Annotated in this window: 16 protein-coding genes; 13 read left to right on the top strand and 3 right to left on the bottom strand. The window is 40.3% G+C overall.

Going from position 1 to position 16,191, the window contains the following annotated elements; translation table 11 throughout:
- Positions 1 to 7: 7 nt before the first annotated feature.
- The 13 genes from purC to BI198_RS09970 all read left to right on the top strand — a co-directional run bounded on the left by purC (position 8) and on the right by BI198_RS09970 (position 13,460).
- On the top strand, positions 8 to 724 hold the full coding sequence (gene purC, locus BI198_RS10030) for a phosphoribosylaminoimidazolesuccinocarboxamide synthase (protein ID WP_070049432.1): 717 nt from the start codon (positions 8 to 10) through the stop codon (positions 722 to 724).
- A 125-nt stretch (positions 725 to 849) separates the two neighbouring features.
- A complete protein-coding gene (locus tag BI198_RS10025) occupies positions 850 to 1,482 on the top strand; it encodes a YchE family NAAT transporter (RefSeq protein WP_070049431.1) in 633 nt (210 codons plus the stop codon).
- A 24-nt stretch (positions 1,483 to 1,506) separates the two neighbouring features.
- A complete protein-coding gene (locus BI198_RS10020) occupies positions 1,507 to 2,580 on the top strand; it encodes a DUF2066 domain-containing protein (protein ID WP_070049430.1) in 1,074 nt (357 codons plus the stop codon).
- Positions 2,580 to 3,275: a DnaA regulatory inactivator Hda gene (gene hda / locus BI198_RS10015; RefSeq protein ID WP_070049429.1), complete on the top strand. Its 696-nt coding sequence runs from the start codon at positions 2,580 to 2,582 to the stop codon at positions 3,273 to 3,275. The genes BI198_RS10020 and hda overlap by 1 nt, the downstream gene beginning before the upstream one ends.
- A 110-nt stretch (positions 3,276 to 3,385) precedes the next feature.
- Positions 3,386 to 4,366, top strand: coding sequence for a phenylalanine--tRNA ligase subunit alpha (pheS, locus tag BI198_RS10010; RefSeq protein ID WP_070049428.1), 981 nt, complete (start codon positions 3,386 to 3,388; stop codon positions 4,364 to 4,366).
- Positions 4,367 to 4,381: 15 nt separating this feature from the next.
- On the top strand, positions 4,382 to 6,769 hold the full coding sequence (pheT, locus tag BI198_RS10005) for a phenylalanine--tRNA ligase subunit beta (RefSeq protein ID WP_070049427.1): 2,388 nt from the start codon (positions 4,382 to 4,384) through the stop codon (positions 6,767 to 6,769).
- A gap of 2 nt (positions 6,770 to 6,771) precedes the next feature.
- Positions 6,772 to 7,068 carry an integration host factor subunit alpha gene (gene ihfA, locus BI198_RS10000; RefSeq protein WP_070049426.1) on the top strand — a complete coding sequence of 99 codons (297 nt, stop codon included), beginning with the start codon at positions 6,772 to 6,774 and terminating at the stop codon, positions 7,066 to 7,068.
- A gap of 221 nt (positions 7,069 to 7,289) precedes the next feature.
- Positions 7,290 to 8,231, top strand: a complete 942-nt coding sequence (locus BI198_RS09995; protein ID WP_070049425.1) for a YbgA family protein — start codon at positions 7,290 to 7,292, stop codon at positions 8,229 to 8,231.
- 1 nt (position 8,232) lies between these two features.
- Complete coding sequence (gene phrB / locus BI198_RS09990; protein ID WP_083256597.1) at positions 8,233 to 9,717, top strand: deoxyribodipyrimidine photo-lyase; 1,485 nt, start codon at positions 8,233 to 8,235, stop codon at positions 9,715 to 9,717.
- Positions 9,695 to 10,132: a nuclear transport factor 2 family protein gene (locus BI198_RS09985; RefSeq protein ID WP_070049424.1), complete on the top strand. Its 438-nt coding sequence runs from the start codon at positions 9,695 to 9,697 to the stop codon at positions 10,130 to 10,132. The genes phrB and BI198_RS09985 overlap by 23 nt, the downstream gene beginning before the upstream one ends.
- Before the next feature lie 36 nt (positions 10,133 to 10,168).
- Positions 10,169 to 11,425: an NAD(P)/FAD-dependent oxidoreductase gene (locus BI198_RS09980; RefSeq protein WP_070049423.1), complete on the top strand. Its 1,257-nt coding sequence runs from the start codon at positions 10,169 to 10,171 to the stop codon at positions 11,423 to 11,425.
- Positions 11,425 to 12,222 (top strand): DUF1365 domain-containing protein, encoded by a 798-nt coding sequence (locus BI198_RS09975; protein ID WP_070049422.1) that lies wholly within the window; start codon positions 11,425 to 11,427, stop codon positions 12,220 to 12,222. Before BI198_RS09980 ends, BI198_RS09975 begins: the two co-directional genes overlap by 1 nt.
- On the top strand, positions 12,219 to 13,460 hold the full coding sequence (locus tag BI198_RS09970) for an SAM-dependent methyltransferase (protein WP_070049421.1): 1,242 nt from the start codon (positions 12,219 to 12,221) through the stop codon (positions 13,458 to 13,460). Before BI198_RS09975 ends, BI198_RS09970 begins: the two co-directional genes overlap by 4 nt.
- 55 nt (positions 13,461 to 13,515) lie before the next feature.
- On the opposite strand, the gene BI198_RS09965 is transcribed toward BI198_RS09970, so the two are convergent.
- The 3 genes from BI198_RS09965 to BI198_RS09955 form a co-directional block, all read right to left on the bottom strand.
- A complete protein-coding gene (locus BI198_RS09965) occupies positions 13,516 to 14,364 on the bottom strand; it encodes a CvfB family protein (protein ID WP_070049420.1) in 849 nt (282 codons plus the stop codon).
- A 74-nt stretch (positions 14,365 to 14,438) separates the two neighbouring features.
- A complete protein-coding gene (locus BI198_RS09960) occupies positions 14,439 to 15,956 on the bottom strand; it encodes a DUF3413 domain-containing protein (protein ID WP_070049419.1) in 1,518 nt (505 codons plus the stop codon).
- A gap of 6 nt (positions 15,957 to 15,962) precedes the next feature.
- Entirely contained in the window at positions 15,963 to 16,187 is a 225-nt protein-coding gene (locus tag BI198_RS09955) for a YejL family protein (protein ID WP_070049418.1), read from the bottom strand.
- Positions 16,188 to 16,191 lie beyond the last annotated feature (4 nt).

Raw genomic sequence — 16,191 nt, 5'->3', positions numbered from 1 at the left:
TGTTAGAATGGTTCAGAAGACAACCGAGTTATACCGTGGTAAGGCTAAAACAGTGTATAACACCACTGCTGAAAACTTATTAATTTTACACTTTCGTAATGACACCTCTGCTTTTGATGGTGAACGCATTGAACAGTTAGATCGCAAAGGCATGATAAATAATAAATTTAACTATTTTATTATGCAAAAACTTGAAGCTGCAGGAATTCCAACTCAAGTTGAGCAATTACTGAGTGACGATGAAGTTGTGGTTAAGAAACTGGATATGATCCCAGTTGAATGTGTAGTGCGAAATTATGCAGCCGGCTCTTTAGTACGTCGTTTAGGCGTAACCGAAGGCGAGCACTTAACGCCAGCTACCTTTGAATTGTTTTTAAAAAATGATGCTTTACATGATCCTATGGTCAATGAGTCATTAGCGGTTTCGTTTGGTTGGGCAACGGAAGAACAGTTAGCTACCATGAAACAATTAACCTTAAAAGCTAATCAAGTATTATTAGCATTATTTGATGCAGCAGGTATGTTGTTAGTTGATTTTAAACTTGAATTTGGCATATTTAATGGTGCAGTAGTGTTAGGTGACGAGTTCTCTCCAGATGGTTGTCGGTTATGGGATAAAGAGACCCGGAAAAAATTAGATAAAGACCGTTTTCGACAAGGTTTAGGTGGCGTAGTCGAAGCTTATGAAGAAGTCGCTCAACGTTTGGGTGTTAATTTAGATTAAGTAAATTCGATTATACAGAGCCACCGTTAGGTGGCTTTGTTTTTAGTACTAATGTTTATGGGTTAATAAAAAGTGTTCTGTCTGCTAACCGCTAACAGGGATCGATAGGGTGTTAAGGAGTAACTATGCTTGAGTTACAAGATTATTTGAAAATATTTATCGGTATTTTTGCCGTAATGAACCCATTGGGGGCTTTGCCTCTTTATTTATCATTAACCCAAAATGATACTAAACATGACCGCAAAGTTACGGCGGCTAGTGCTGCTAAAGCCGCGACCATTATATTACTAATTACTTTGTTTTTTGGTGAGGTGATTTTAAGTTTCTTTGGCATATCGGTTAACTCTTTCCGGGTAGGCGGTGGTATTTTAATTCTATTAATGGCTATCTCAATGCTTTATGGCCAAAGTAGTGATGCTAAAAATACTAATGAAGAGCGAGTAGAAGCAACGCAACGGAAATCAATAGCGACAGTTCCCTTAGCTATGCCAATGCTGGCCGGGCCTGGTGCTATTAGTACCACTATTTTATATGCCAACCGTAGTGAAGGCATTATTCACTATGCCATTATGTCTGCTCAGTTATGTCTAATTGGCTTAATTCTATGGCTGTTAATGCGCTTGGCTGCTAAAATTGCGGTTCGATTAGGCCAAACCGGTATGAATGTTATTACTCGCGTGATGGGGCTGATATTAGCTGCGATCGCCATTGAGTTTATCAGTGTCGGTCTTAAGGGGATTTTCCCAGTATTAGCATAAACTGGCTAGCGAAGGGTAAAAACAATGAAAAAGAGCATGCAGTGGCGACTGTTAATTTTATTACTCTGTGGTTTTAATGTTGCTGTAAATGCTGCTGAAGTAAAAAACCTATATCAGGCAGAGGTCGCTTCAGCTGCAGATAATTGGCAACAATTGGCGCTTGAACAAGTGTTAATCCGGGTTAGTGGCCAAGCCGATATTGCTCAGCAGCCGGCCATTAAAGCAGAATTAGGTCAAGTCTCAGCGTATATTAAACAGTTTACTGCGGTGCGCCAAAATGGCGAAAATATCACCCGGGTATTATTAGACCCTGCTCGTGTCAATAAGTTATTACAGCAAAATAATATTGCGGTTTGGGGTGAGTTACGTCCAGATACGTTAATTTGGTTAGTCCAGCAAGATGGGGCTGAGCGGGAATTTATTCGTGATGCGAATCATGATCTTGTGAGTAATTTAAAGCAGGCTTTTAACCAAGCGGCTCTACCATTAATGTTACCTCTTTATGATATGGATGATTTAGTCACAATTTCGGAATCTGATGTTTGGGCTGGATTCTGGCAACAAATAAATCAAGCCAGTAACCGCTATAATGCAGATGTGATCATTGCCGCCACCATAGATAAAGCTAGTGCTAATCGTGACTCAAACAATAATAAGCAACAATGGCGCTTAACTTGGCAACGTCAAGATAACGGTCGAGTTATTCGTGAACAGGTTATAGCAGATGATGAAGCTGCATTAATGCATGGCTTTGCGATTAAGCTCGCGCAACAACTGGCGGCTCAATATGCTAGCGTACTATCCCAGCAGTCGGTTAATACCGTGCTTATTGATGTTGAAGCGGTCTCGTCGTTGACTGATTTAGTTATCGTGCAACAATTATTACAACAACTGGTAGGCGTATCGCAAGTGACAGTCGCAAGTTATAGCCAAGATAAGGCAAGCTATAGCCTACAAACTGCTATTGCAGGTGACGGATTATTAAAAGCACTACAGTTTAATAAGCAATTTAAATTGCAGCCAAATCAATTTGTACCATCGGCTCTTGATAGCGGGACAATGCCTGCGTTAGCAACCTTTAGATACTTACGCCATTGATGCCGCCGTTACAATACACGTTGGCAGTCACTTTGCCAGACGATGAAACCTTAGACAGCTTTTATGCCGCGGAACAAACTGCGGCAGTGGTGTTTTTAAAACGTTATTTACAACAGGCAACAGCACAGCCACCCGTTTACTTGTTTGGCGCCAGTGGCAGTGGTAAGTCGCATTTATTGTATGCCGCTTGTGTTCAGGCACAAGAGCAGGGCTTAACTAGTCAATTACTGGCATTAGAAGATTACCGGTCGTTAAGCCCGCGCTTATTAGATGATTTAGAGCAATTAGATCTAGTTTGTTTAGATAATATTCAGGCTATTGCCGGTGATATGAACTGGCAAACTGCGATTTTTGACTTATATAATCGCTTAGTTGAGCAAAGCAAAGCTTTGATTATTGTCGGTAATGTTCCGCCGCAGCAATTGGGTATTAATTTAGCCGATTTAGTCTCTAGATTACAGGCCTGTACTAGTTTTCAATTAAGATTGCTGACTGATGATGATAAACAAAAACTATTACAACAAAAAGCGCGTTTACGTGGCATCGAGTTACCGGCTGAGGTATCGCGCTATTTACTAAACCATCAAAGTCGAGATATCCGAGGGTTAGTCTCGATTCTCGATAAGCTAGATAAAGCAACCTTGGTGCATCAGCGCAAGCTCACCATCCCCTTTATTAAAGAAATTTTAAGCTAATCGGCCAATTAGGCTAGAATATGCTGCTAAAACCTGCGCTTAGCGACTATTCTGGTGTATAATTGGCGGTTTTATACTAATTACACACTCTCGCTGCTCTGAGGATATAAATGAACCTAACAGCAATTTTGGAAAACGCCTTACAGGCCGTTGCCGGCGCTAAAGATATCGCACAGTTGGATCAAATCCGAGTCGATTCTTTAGGAAAAAAAGGTAGTATTACTGAGTTATTAAAATCCCTTGGTGCCATGGACCCAGACCAGCGTAAGCAAGCTGGAGCGGAAATTAATGACGTAAAGCAACAAGTGCAAGCGGCTTTAAATCAGCAGCGTGATGCTTTACAAAATGTATTATTAGCGCAAAAGTTGGCAGAAGAACAAATTGATGTCACGTTACCAGGACGGATGATGCAAGCGGGTGGTTTGCATCCAGTAACCCGCACTATTGAGCGGATTTCGGCATTTTTCTCTGAGTTAGGCTTTGATATTAAGCATGGTCCAGAAATTGAAGATGATTTTCATAACTTCGATGCCTTAAATATTCCAGAGCATCACCCAGCACGGGCTGATCACGATACGTTTTATTTTAATCCAAAGTTAATGCTACGTACTCAAACCTCTGGCGTGCAAATACGCACTATGGAACAGCAGCAACCGCCATTACGTATTATTTCACCCGGTCGAGTTTATCGTAATGACTACGATCAAACCCATACACCGATGTTTCATCAGGTTGAAGGTTTAATGGTTGATAAAAATGTTAACTTCGCCGAGTTAAAAGGCATTTTACATGACTTTTTACACAATTTTTTCGAAGAAGACTTACAAGTGCGTTTTCGACCTTCATTTTTCCCCTTTACTGAGCCTTCAGCTGAAGTAGATGTTATGGGCAAAAATGGCAAGTGGTTAGAGGTTTTAGGTTGCGGTATGGTGCATCCTAACGTATTACGCTCAGTGGGTATTGATCCTGACGTATACAGTGGCTTTGCTTTTGGCATGGGTGTGGAACGTTTAACTATGTTGCGTTACGGCGTAACAGATTTACGCGCCTTTTTTGAAAACGATTTACGCTTTTTAAAACAGTTTAGATAAGTGGAGCGAGTATAAATGAAATTCAGTGAAGCCTGGTTACGCGAATGGGTTAATCCAGCTATTGATACCGATACCTTATCTGAACAGTTATCTATGGCTGGCTTAGAAGTGGATGGCATAGAACCAGTAGCTGGAAATTTTAGTGGTGTTGTGGTGGGTGAAGTAGTGGCTTGCGGCCCACATCCTGATGCAGACAAGTTACAAGTTACCCAAGTTAATATTGGTACTGATGAACTGCTAGATATTGTTTGTGGCGCAAAAAATTGCCGTTTAGGGTTAAAGGTGGCTGTTGCTACCATGGGTGCGGTATTGCCAGGTGACTTTGTAATTAAAAAAGCTAAGCTTCGTGGTCAGCCATCACATGGTATGTTGTGTTCTTTTTCTGAGCTAGGTATTAATGATGATTTTGACGGTATTTTAGAACTGCCGCAAGATGCACCGCTTGGTCAGGATATTCGTGATTATTTGCAGCTAAACGATAAAACTATTGAAGTCGATTTAACACCCAATCGCGCAGATTGTTTGGGTATTAGAGGCTTAGCCCGAGAAGTATCTGTACTGAATAAAATGGCGGTTACAGAACCTAGATGGGCAACGATAGCAGCAACGATTGATGACACTAAAGCGATCCAGCTCACTGCAGCTGAAGCTTGCCCACGTTATTTAGGTCGTGTAGTTCGTAATGTAAATGTCAACGTTGCCAGCCCGCTGTGGTTGGTAGAAAAATTACGCCGTTGTGGCATTCGTAGTATTGATGCGGTAGTGGATATTACTAACTATGTATTATTAGAATTAGGCCAGCCAATGCATGCCTTTGACCTTGATAATATTGAGGGTGATATTAATGTTCGCATGGCTAATGCCAACGAAAAGATTGTGTTATTGGATGAGTCAGAAGTTGAACTGCAAACCAATACTTTAGTTATTGCCGATAGCCAAAAAGCATTAGCTATGGCCGGTATTTTTGGTGGTTTACACAGTGGTGTCACCGGCCAAACTAAACATATCTTTTTAGAAAGTGCATTTTTTGCGCCGTTAGCCATTGCTGGTAAAGCGAGACAATATGGTTTGCATACCGACGCTTCGCATCGTTATGAACGCGGTGTTGATCCAGAGTTACAGCACATTGCTATTGAGCGTGCCACAGAATTATTGCTACAAATTTGTGGTGGTGAAGCTGGGCCAGTAACAGAAGCAGTTGCACAAGCTCAATTGCCAAACCGTAAACCAATAGATCTTACTGAAGCTAAACTGCGGCGTATTTTAGGTATTAGCCTTGACAGAACTGACGTTACAGCTATTTTTAATCGATTAGGTTTAGGGGTTGCTGAAACCGAGCAGGGCTGGCAAGTACAAGTACCTGGTTATCGCTTTGACCTTAAAATTGCCGAAGACTTAATTGAAGAAGTTGCTCGAGTATATGGTTATAACAACATTCCTAATGTAGCGCCACAAGCGGCATTAAAAATGCGTCGCTTTAATGAAGCTGAATTAAGTATTAGTCGCTTACGCAGTTTATTGGTAGATCGCGGTTATCAAGAAGCCATTACTTATAGTTTTGTTGATCCAAAAATACAGCAACGTTTGTTTCCTGAGCAAGCCGCTTTAGTGCTACCGAATCCAATTTCAGCTGATATGTCGGCAATGCGCTTAAATTTATGGCCAGGTTTATTACAAACCGTGTTGTATAACCAAAACCGTCAGCAAAGCCGGATCCGCTTGTTCGAGTACGGGCTTAAGTTTGTTCCAGACGCTGCTGCAGAAGGTGGTGTACAGCAAACTGAAGTATTAGGTGGCGTTATTGTTGGTTCATTAAATGATGAGCATTGGTCTATTGAGCAACGTGCTGCAGATTTTTATGACGTTAAAGCTGATGTTGAAGCTTTACTAGCTATGACCTCAGCCGCAGGTGAATTCCGTTTTGTCAGTGGTGAGCATAGCGCTTTACATCCTGGCCAAACTGCCTCGATTTATCGTGGTGATACGCTAGTAGGGCAATTAGGTGCTTTGCATCCTGAACTAGAGCGTAAACTAGGTGTTAAAGGAAAAGCCTATTTATTTGAACTAGATATGGTCGCTTTAGGTTCACGTAAAATCGTGCAAGCCCAAGAGTTATCAAAATACCCTGCGAATCGTCGAGATTTAGCGATAGTGGTTAAATCTGAAGTGCGTTTTGCTGATATTGCTGCTACTATAAAAAAAGTTGGCGGAAATCAATTAGTTGACCTAAAATTATTTGACGTATACACGGGTAGTGGTGTGGCTGAAGGTGAGAAGTCACTAGCTATCGCTATTACGTTACAAGATTTAGCGCGCACCCTGGAGGATAAAGATATCCAACAGTTGGTTAATCAAGTAGTTAGTGCGCTTGGTGAAGAGTTCAACGCAACGTTGAGGGACTAAGAATGGCGCTTACCAAAGCCGATTTATCAGAACGATTATTCACAAAGTTTGGTGTTAGTAAACGTGACGCTAAGCTTATAGTAGAAGCTTTTTTTGAAGAGATCCGTCTGGCTCTAGAGTCTGGCGATCAGGTTAAGTTATCGGGCTTTGGTAACTTTGACCTTCGAGTCAAAAATGAGCGACCGGGACGTAATCCTAAAACAGGCGAAGATATACCTATCTCTGCTCGTTGTGTGGTGACTTTCCGACCAGGACAAAAATTAAAATCTCGTGTTGAGCTCGGTACGAGTAAAAAGTAACACTTTTTTATTAAAAACATTATAAAACGGCAGCTTGGTTAACCATGCTGCCGTTTTTTTTGCTGAAAATACAGCACTGATATTGGTATGAAAAGTTTAACCGCAAATTTTTAGCCTATCATTAGCAGTAACATAGGAGTTATAAGAATGATTTGTATAAAAAACTGATCCAAAATTTACCTATAGAGATATATAGTTAAGGTGTAAGTAAAGGGAATGATATGACAATTAAAGTAGGTATAAGTGCTTGTGTATTAGGCGATAAAGTCCGTTTTGATGGTGGACATAAAGCCTCGGGTTTTTGTACTAGTGTGTTATCCGATCATGTTGACTATATTCCTGTATGTCCAGAAGTGGCTATTGGTATGCCGATCCCACGTCCGGCTATTAGATTGCAATTAGATCAGCAAGAACAAGTACACTTAGTGCGTAGTAAAGACCCCAGTATTGATCACACCGAACAGATGCAAACGTTTATTGATAAAAAGTTACCACAACTGAGTAATCTAAGTGGTTACATTGTTTGCGCTAAATCACCCAGTTGTGGCATGGAGCGGGTTCGTTTGTTTGACGCTAATGGACACCAGCTTGGTAAGATTGGAGTGGGAATTTATACCCGAGCACTTATGCAGCGTTACCCTTGGTTACCAGTTGAAGAGGATGGTCGGCTGTTTGATGACGCGCTAAGAGAAAACTTTATTTGTCGGCTGTTTGCTTGTCATGATTATCAGCAAAGCATGCGAGAGGGTTTTACTATTGGCAAGTTAGTTAAATTTCATAGTCGGTATAAGTTTTTAGTTTTAGCTCATCATCCAGTCGCCTATCGTGAATTAGGCCGATTAGTGGCTCAAGCCAAACTGTTTTCAGCTGAAAAACTGCAACTACGTTATTTAACAGACTTTATGAACGCGTTAAAAGTTATTGCCACACGGAAAAATCATACCAATGTATTACAGCATTTACAGGGTTTTTTAAAAAATTCACTTAACGCGCAAGCTAAACAGGAATTATCCGAAACCATAAATAAATATCGTTTAGGTTATTTGCCGCTGGTGGCGCCGCTAACATTATTTAAACACCATTTAAGTTTACACCCAAACCAATACTTATCAGAACAATGCTATTTTGATCCTTATCCAGAAAGCTTAGGCTTAAGAGCTTAAGATGAAAGCGATAAATAACCTGAATATTATTTGGTTTAGAAATGATTTGCGGCTATATGATAATAAAGTGTTGTGTAGCGCTATTGCTGATGCCCAGCAGCGTAATGCTGCTGTCGTTGGTTTGTTTATTGCTACCCCCGACACGTGGCAGCAGCATAATATGGCGGCGATAAAGCAAGACTTTATTCGGCGTCGTGTGGTGTGTTTAAAACAGGAATTAGCCCAGCTTAATATTGTACTGCATACACTTGAAGGTACTGATTATGCTGCCACTTGTGATGTGTTTGCGCAGGTACAGCAACACTACAAAATAAAAGTGTTTGTGCAAACAGATTATGAATTAGATGAACGATTACGCGATCATAAAGTAACTGCATGCCTAGAAAGTGCTGGCAATGAACTTATTAGCTTTGATAGCCAATGTATTATGCCTCCGGGCAGTATTTGTACCCAGCAACAGACTATGTACAAGGTATTTACGCCCTTTAAGCGCAACTGGTTAAGTCGATTAGCAGAGCAAGGAGTGCAGTGTTTACCTAAGCCTAAAACTCTAAATGTCGCCAATGGCCAATTAGTAGATTTGCATTTAACGGCTTATAGTACCATGCAAAATGGCGATAATAGCTCTATAAAATGGCCGGTTGAACAAAATGAAATTATTGACCAGTTACGCGATTTTTGTCAGCATAAAGTAGCTGACTATGAAAAAAAGCGCGACTTCCCCGCGATTTCGGCAACATCGAAATTAGCGGCTTATTTAGCTATTGGTGCTATTTCTGCCGGTCAATGTGTTGCTAGATTACAATTAGAAGCTAATGACACATGGTCGTTAGCCAAAACGGGTGCCGAAGTCTGGCTGTCAGAGCTAATTTGGCGAGAGTTTTATAAACATATCTTAGTTGCCTACCCTGATTTAATTAAACACCACGCATTTCAAACCGAGACTGATAATATTCGCTGGTCACAAGACCAAACATTATTTAATGCTTGGTGTAGCGGCAATACTGGTTATCCGCTAGTAGATGCTGCCATGCGGCAGTTAAATCAAACCGGCTGGATGCACAACCGGTTGCGCATGATAACGGCCAGTTTTTTAGTAAAAGATTTACAGCTAGATTGGCGCTTAGGTGAGCGCTATTTTATGTCGAAGCTGATAGATGGCGATTTCTCAGCTAATAATGGAGGGTGGCAATGGGCGGCTTCAACCGGAACCGACGCTGTGCCTTATTTTAGGATCTTTAATCCTATTACCCAAAGTGAAAGATTTGATCCAAAAGGTGATTTCATCCGTTTATATGTACCTGAACTAGCCAGTCTTGATGCAAAAGCGATCCATTGGCCGCATAAAAACACTCAATTAAGCACAGCAATTAGCGATATTAAAAGCTATGCAGCGCCAATAGTTGATCATGCGCAAGCCCGTAAAATCACACTGGCACTTTTTGCAGAGGTAAAAAAAACTGATGAATCAACTAGCAAGGATTGAGCAACTGCTGTCTTTTTACAATCAATTATCCAGTAGTAATATTTCCGGCTTAGCACAAATATATCATGCCGATATCCAGTTTATTGACCCCGTTAAAGCGGTGAATGGCTTAGCTGAGCTACAACAGCATTTCACTCATAGTTATAGCAATATTGATTATTGTAAATTTGAAAAATTACAAGCATTTGAGCAAATAAATCAAGGCGTTTTAACTTGGAAGATGCATTTTAGTCACCCGTCAATTGGTAATAGCAAAGCGATAGTAGTCGACGGTTGTAGCATGTTGCGTTGGCAGAATGGCTTAATTATCTATCATCGTGATTATTATGATTTACAACAGATGGTACTGACCCATCTACCGGTAATTGGTTGGTTAACCGGTAAAGTTAAACAGCGTATGGCATCCAGTAACTAGAGTAGTTAGTCAGATTTGAATTTATAGGGAATGTAAATGCGTATAGCTGTAATTGGTGGCGGTATCTCGGGCATGCTGTCTTGGTATTTATTGCAAAGACAGCATGAAGTAATTATTTTTGAGGCCAATGATTATTTAGGAGGACATACCGCTACTGTTGATGTCAGCGTACAAGGCAAGCAATATGCTATAGATACCGGATTCATTGTGTTTAACGATTGGACTTATCCGATATTTAACCGTTTTATATCTGAACTCAATGTTGATTATCAGCATACTGAAATGAGTTTTTCGGTAAAAAATAACGCTGAAAATTTAGAATATAATGGCAATACCTTGTCTAGCTTGTTTGCCCAACGCCGTAACTTATTTAGACCCTCTTTTTGGCGCATGCTGTTAGAAATTAACCGATTTAATAAGCTTGGTAAAAAACTATTAGGGCAAGATCATACAGATTTAGCTTTATCTTTAGGTGAATTTTTAACTAAACATAATTTTAGTCAAAAAATTAGCCATAATTATTTACTGCCTATGGGGGCCGCTATTTGGTCATCTGGCCTAACGGCTATGCCAGACTTTCCCGTTCGATTTTTCTTGAGATTTTTTAATAATCACGGTTTGCTCAATATTACCGACCGGCCCCAATGGGCAGTTATTAAAGGCGGATCGCGCAATTATGTGCAAGCGTTACAAGCTAAACTGGGTACCGATTCAATAAGGCTAAAACAGACAATTACTAAGGTACTGCGTGATCAGGATAGTGTTACTTTGCAGTTTACACAGGGCCATAGCGAAACCTTTGATAAGGTAGTGTTTGCTTGCCACAGTGATCAAGCTTTAGCATTGCTCGGTGAAAATGCCAGCGAAAACGAACGGCAAATATTGGCTAATATTGCTTATAAAGATAACGAAGTAATATTGCACACAGACACTGCTTTACTGCCTAAACGCAAAAAAGCGTGGGCGGCATGGAATTATAATTTATCCAGTGTGGCTAACGAGCAAGCCACGCTAACCTATAATATGAATATATTGCAGGGGATTGAGGCGCCAGTGACATTTTGTGTAACCTTAAATAATACAGCTGAAATTGATAACAGTAAAATTTTAGGCCGATTTATGTATCAGCATCCGGTTTATAACCAGCAAACCTTAGTTGCACAAGCTAGACGACAAGAGATTAATGGCCAGCAACATAGCTATTTCTGTGGCGCTTATTGGTATAACGGTTTTCATGAGGACGGTGCGAAAAGTGCAGTAGATGTTGCTGCCTTATTTGGCATTGAATACTAATGCAAGCCGGACACGCAGTCTATCAAGGCGTCATTGGCCACAAGCGCTTTGTTCCAAGCGAACATGGCTTTAGTTATCGCTTAAGCCAATTTTGGCTTGATAGCGCTTTATTAAATAAAGCTGATCTCGCAACGGTGGGGATAAGTCTGAATCGTTTTGCTGCGTTAAGTTATCGTCGGCGCGACTATTTAGCCGGCGCTGAAAATATATTTCAAGCAGTATGCGATAAAGTTATGCTGCTTAGTTGCCAAGCTACACCTGAAATTACTCCTCAAACTACGCCTAAAAGCACAACTGAAACGACAATCGTAAAAGTGTTTATACTGACACCATTGGCTAATTATGGCGTATTTTTTAGTCCGCTTACCTTATATTATTGCTACGACATACAGCACAGATTGCGCTATTTATTAGCAGAAGTGAGTAATACGCCTTGGAATGAGCGGCATTATTATTTGCAAACAATACAACAAAAACAGCGTCATTATAAACATGATAAAGCGTTCCATGTTTCGCCATTTAATCCAATAGATATGCAATATCATTGGCAAATAACCCCACCAAATAACACTTTATTATGCCAAATTACTAATTTTAGCCAACAGCAAAAAGTATTTAGTGCTTGGTTAAAACTGTATAGATATGATTTAACTAAGACTTGGCGGCGGCAATGGCTGATCCGTACGCCATGGCAAAACGTACAAAATCTTATGCGTATTTATTGGCATGCTTTAAGGCTACTTATTAAGCGGGTACCAATACATCATCACCCCGGGACCAAGGATAACAATGCATGAGTATGAGCCTAACTGAAGCATCTCTTTTCAATAATTTAAGTGTTTTTGACAAACTATGTCGTAAATTCACTTTAAATTTTTTAACCCAATTACAATATGGCGATATTACTATTGTGGAAGCAAATCAACGCCAGCGTTTTGGTGATGAACACGCCGTATTAAAAGCTGTTATAACTGTTGTTGATCCGCAGTTTTATCAACGCTTAGCCATGTCAGGTTCGGTTGGTGCTGGTGAAGCCTACATTAATGGTTGGTGGCGCTGCGATAATCTAACTGCTTTAGTACGTATTTTCGCTTTAAATTTATCCAGCTTAGATAAGCTGGATTCGGCATTAACTCGAATGGGCCGGCCTTTACTTAAATTAATAAACTGGCGTAACCGCAATTCTAAGCAGCAAGCTAAGAAAAACATTGCAGCGCATTATGACTTAGGTAACGACATGTATCGGTTATTTTTAGACTCGAGCATGATGTACTCCAGCGCGGTATACCCTTCGGCTGAAGCGAATTTAGCGCAGGCTCAGCAACATAAGCTGCAATTGATTTGCCAACGCTTACAGTTAAGTCCCAGTGATCATTTATTAGAGATTGGCACGGGTTGGGGCAGTATGGCTATTTATGCTGCTCAGCATTATGGTTGTAAGGTCACCACAACCACAATTTCCCAGCAGCAATATGATTACACTGCAACACGGGTTAAAGAGCTTGGTTTAGAGCAGCAAATTACCTTACTACTTAGTGACTATCGTGATTTGGCGGGCAACTACGACAAACTGGTTTCTATTGAGATGGTAGAAGCCGTTGGTGATGAATTTCTTGATACCTATTTTGCACAGTGTAGTAGTTTATTAAAACCAGATGGCTTAATGCTCATTCAAGCGATTACTATTGTTGATCAGCGTTATAAGCAGTATGTGCAAGAAGTAGACTTTATAAAGCGCTATGTGTTTCCAGGGGGGAGTTTGCCATCCATAACACGTATGACGCATGCAGTGACGCATCATACGGATATGATGGTACGACAGTTACATGATATTGGTTTTGATTATGCCCGTACCGTTAAAGACTGGCGTGACAACTTTATGCTTGCTCGTGATCAAGTACATCAATTAGGCTTTGATGATCATTTTGTTCGACTATGGCATTTTTATTTATGTTACTGCGAGGGAGGATTTTTAGAGCGCGCAACTAGTGTGGTGCATTTGGTGTTATCAAAACCAGCAAATCGCAGCGCCTAAAATATTATTATAGGTCGCTGCGTATATACTGCTTGTAGGCTTGTTATCTTTAGTATTAGTTATCTTTAGTATCTGTTGGCGTTAAAATAATGCCATGTTCAAAAATAACAATTTTCTTCGCTTTATACAGTAAGCCTAAAGCTTGTTTATAGGCTTTTTTACTGACGCCAAAGGCTTCATAAATTAACTCAGGCGAGCTTTTATCAGTTAAGGCTAACTTGCCATTATTCTGATGTAAGCGGTGAATAATCTTATCCGTTAATTGCTTGGCTTGATTAAAAGTGGCCGATGTTAAACGCAAGTCTATTTTGTCATCTTCGCGTACTTTAACGATATAGGCTGACATTTTGTCGCCTTGCTGCAACGGTTTAAATACTTCGTTTTGATATAAGACACCCCAATGGGTTAGGTTTACTACAGCCTTATAACCTAAGTCAGTTTTCTCACTGATAATAATGTCGACACGATCACCAATATTATATTTTGCCGGGGTTTTATGCAGGTGGCGATCAAGCTTAGTTGAAGCAACAATACGATTACTGACATCGACATAGCAATACAGTAAGTATTTTTGACCTTCTTTTAAAGGAATTTGTTGTTCACTAAATGGAACCAATAAGTCTTTTTTTAAGCCCCAATCAACAAAGGCACCGACTTTAGTAACGGCAACTACAGGTAAATAAGCGACTTCACCAACTCTAATTTTTGGCCGTTCAGTGGTGGCGATTAGTTGATCTTCTGAATCTAAATACAAAAAAACGTCCAGTTCCTGACCAACTTCTAAGCCAGCTGGCACGACGTTATTTGGCAGTAAAATTTCACCCCAGCTTAAGCCGTCTAAGTAATAGCCAAACTTAACTTGTTTTTTGACACTAAGGCGATTGATTTTTCCAAGAGCTAACATGTTGTATCCAATATTAAGCCTAACATTAGGCGTTATTAATGCTTGTTATTATAACGGTTTTTTTACTGGCTTGCTTAATTTTCATGTTCGATACGCTTTAGTGCATCGGTTAACATCGGTAAATCAAGTTTTTCATTTAGCGGTAATAAAGTACCTGCAGACCAGACACCATAACTGCCATCTTCGCGTAAAATTACCATTTTATCTTTTTTAAAGCTGATAATTTTTTGGCCACTAATTAATAGTTTTGGCAATTTGTTTGGTTTAAGTAGGTTATCACCTAGCCAGCTATGTTGGCTGCTACAGCCTGCTTGTGCTAACAAAGTAGGTAGCCAATCTAAATGCTGTGACACCTCATAATGCTGTAGCTTAAGTAGCTGTTTCCAGTTAGTCCAAACCACTGTTGGCGCCGGACTAAACCTTTCATGCTCACCTACTAATTGCAGCATAATAATGTTGTCAAATTGGGCATAATAAGCCCAGTGTTGTTCAGCATGGTCATCAAATACCACGGCATAGTTATTTAGGTTTGCTGTTGCCGTTAGCCAAGGTAACGCTGTCACGTTAGTGTCAGCATGCCGAGCAATAGTAAGCTTTTGCTCAGATAACTGGCTTAACCAAGCGGGTGCAGCATTTAATACTGCGGTGTTAGCAGTATTATAATAAAACTGGCCATAAAGTAGGTTAATTAAGGCTTCTGATGTTTGCACAGGGGCAAAATGCTGCTCAACGGCTTTAAATTGTTTTGTTTGCAAAAACCGAACTTGATCCGCGCTAATTTTTTGGCTAACTAATAACAAGGTACTGCCGCCCGCTGAGGCATTATTACATTGCAATGTTTTATCGGCTTGCATGGTATTAGGAACGCTTATTTTATCAAGTTGGCGTTGAGCACGCTTGGTTAAGTCTACTAATTGATAACGCGCTAGAAAGGTTTTAGCTGTAGCAGGGTAAGATAAAGGCAACACGTTATCTTGTTTGGTTACATCCCATTTTAAATTAGCGTCTGCATACACATGCACAATATGACTTAACATAAAGCTACCAACAAACAGCAATAGTAAAGGCTGGGCTAAGCCAGACTGCTTTAAGCGTTCAATTTTTTTCCAGCAAAAATTACTCAGAGTTAATTGCACAGCAAACAGTATCGCGGCTACTGCCAGCACTATAATAATAAAGTTGCGCAAGTTAGTAACAATTTGCTGCCGCAACAAATCGACAGTTTGATCAAAAGAAGCTCCGCCAATATGATAGCCAAGACTACTATATACATAGGCATCAAATATCAGTACCACAAAGGCGACTGTAGCAATAGCGGCAGCTATGCCTCGAACATGGCGCTGATAAGGAAAGACCAATGAGACTGGAAATATGGTCAAGATAAAAAACATAAAACAGAGAAAGGCGGTGTGGCCAATCCAATTTAATAATAAATAGGCCCAGCCAAGCACAGATGTTGGAGCGGGTTCTGCTAGCCAATACGCTGAGGTTATAATTAACGCCAGCAGAATATTAAAAAAACTAAACCAATGGCCCCAATTAAGCAGACGATTTACTTTTTTTACTAATGATACGTTTTGCTCTAACACCATAGTGCTTTACTTAACTTTGCTGGTAATAGAATCAACCAGTGCCTGGTTGAAATGTTTTACTACGGTTTCACGTTGCGCTACAGGTACACTACTATTAACCACATGGCTAATGGCATTACCTAAGCACATTAAGCTTAATTCCGTTGTTGCGTTGTCAGCATGTAATACGTCTAACAGCTGATTTACTAAAGTTTCAATTTTAGCGGTGGAATACTTTGATACAATTGCCATGAAT

It is taken from the genome of Rheinheimera salexigens, from assembly GCF_001752395.1.
Taxonomy (GTDB): Bacteria; Pseudomonadota; Gammaproteobacteria; order Enterobacterales; family Alteromonadaceae; genus Alishewanella; species Alishewanella salexigens.
The sequence above is the reverse complement of the archived record's forward strand: the minus strand, read 5'-3'. Positions and strand labels throughout refer to the sequence as shown.

Excerpts from the sequence above, each read along its gene's own strand:
- purC (WP_070049432.1), top strand. The coding sequence starts at position 8 with ATGGTTCAGAAGACAACCGAGTTATACCGTGGTAAGGCTAAAACAGTG.
- BI198_RS10025 (WP_070049431.1), top strand. The coding sequence starts at position 850 with ATGCTTGAGTTACAAGATTATTTGAAAATATTTATCGGTATTTTTGCC.
- BI198_RS10020 (WP_070049430.1), top strand. The coding sequence starts at position 1,507 with ATGAAAAAGAGCATGCAGTGGCGACTGTTAATTTTATTACTCTGTGGT.
- hda (WP_070049429.1), top strand. The coding sequence starts at position 2,580 with ATGCCGCCGTTACAATACACGTTGGCAGTCACTTTGCCAGACGATGAA.
- pheS (WP_070049428.1), top strand. The coding sequence starts at position 3,386 with ATGAACCTAACAGCAATTTTGGAAAACGCCTTACAGGCCGTTGCCGGC.
- pheT (WP_070049427.1), top strand. The coding sequence starts at position 4,382 with ATGAAATTCAGTGAAGCCTGGTTACGCGAATGGGTTAATCCAGCTATT.
- ihfA (WP_070049426.1), top strand. The coding sequence starts at position 6,772 with ATGGCGCTTACCAAAGCCGATTTATCAGAACGATTATTCACAAAGTTT.
- BI198_RS09995 (WP_070049425.1), top strand. The coding sequence starts at position 7,290 with ATGACAATTAAAGTAGGTATAAGTGCTTGTGTATTAGGCGATAAAGTC.
- phrB (WP_083256597.1), top strand. The coding sequence starts at position 8,233 with ATGAAAGCGATAAATAACCTGAATATTATTTGGTTTAGAAATGATTTG.
- BI198_RS09985 (WP_070049424.1), top strand. The coding sequence starts at position 9,695 with ATGAATCAACTAGCAAGGATTGAGCAACTGCTGTCTTTTTACAATCAA.
- BI198_RS09980 (WP_070049423.1), top strand. The coding sequence starts at position 10,169 with ATGCGTATAGCTGTAATTGGTGGCGGTATCTCGGGCATGCTGTCTTGG.
- BI198_RS09975 (WP_070049422.1), top strand. The coding sequence starts at position 11,425 with ATGCAAGCCGGACACGCAGTCTATCAAGGCGTCATTGGCCACAAGCGC.
- BI198_RS09970 (WP_070049421.1), top strand. The coding sequence starts at position 12,219 with ATGAGTATGAGCCTAACTGAAGCATCTCTTTTCAATAATTTAAGTGTT.
- BI198_RS09965 (WP_070049420.1), bottom strand. The coding sequence starts at position 14,364 with ATGTTAGCTCTTGGAAAAATCAATCGCCTTAGTGTCAAAAAACAAGTT.
- BI198_RS09960 (WP_070049419.1), bottom strand. The coding sequence starts at position 15,956 with ATGGTGTTAGAGCAAAACGTATCATTAGTAAAAAAAGTAAATCGTCTG.
- BI198_RS09955 (WP_070049418.1), bottom strand. The coding sequence starts at position 16,187 with ATGGCAATTGTATCAAAGTATTCCACCGCTAAAATTGAAACTTTAGTA.